General features: G+C 46.9%; 1 protein-coding gene. It reads right to left on the bottom strand.

The genetic code is table 11. The annotated features are described in order from the left end of the window. Positions 1 to 163: 163 nt before the first annotated feature. Positions 164 to 919 (bottom strand): Lnb N-terminal periplasmic domain-containing protein (locus tag ACS8FD_RS17860; protein ID WP_439276835.1); only part of this gene is annotated, 756 nt, incomplete at its 5' end.

Genomic DNA, 919 nt, shown 5'->3' with positions numbered 1-919 from the left:
CATAACGCAGCAGCAAATGCGCGCGGTCAATGTCGGGGTAGCAGGGCGCTGCATCTCTGAGATTGGTATCTCTGATGAGGAGATGGAGACGCGAGTGGTTAACTGGGTTACGCCTTAGTTGTCTTGACGCCTTGTTTGTCAAAATCTTTAGCTATCAAAAACATTAATCATTAGAAGCCTTGGCAGCAGACTTGGCTTCTGCGTCGGCTTTGGCTTGCGAGTCTGCCAGCGGCGGTATGGGAATACCTTGGCGAATCTGAGCTGAAAACTCATTACTATTGACCTGAGTGTCTAGATCGGCCTGATTGTCAAAACCTCTAACCTTTGGGTTAATATGGGCATGCTCATACCAGGTATCCATCGACCAAGGCTGGCCACTGTTGTTGGGATTGGCATCTAGCATACCGACATCATATAGATAGTTTGGTAACCAGCCAGATACCCAAATTCGATAATCCCATGGCAGACGTTCGCCGCTAACGATGCGCGCCATATAAAAAATAATATTGGTACAATTACTGGTTAAGGTATTATACCAAGCAGGCTTGGCATTGAGCTCATCGGCTGCAATCAAGTACGACTCAAACAATGATCTGACTTCCGACTGCTGCAAATGGCTAACAGGCAACAAATACACTTGCTCACCGCGCGCATTGCTACGAGTATAAATAATATCGCGCTCTTCAGAGGCAATGAGGCTAAGCTCGTAACGTCTAAAAAAGCCCGCTAGTGCCGAAAACGATTCACCATCTTCTTTACGAATCTCAAAAGAAAAGGCAAGCGGGCGATCATCTTCAAAACGAAAACTGACTAAGGTATGAGCAATGAGAGGTCCCATCCAATAAGAGTTAATGACATCGACTCCGGACAATTTAGACATATCGACTGTACGCGTCTCCCAGTGCGCAGTCGCGTCCTC

This window comes from Psychrobacter sp. 1U2, assembly GCF_051847575.1.
Note: the sequence above shows the minus strand (reverse complement) of the source record. Positions and strands in the feature narration are given on the sequence as shown.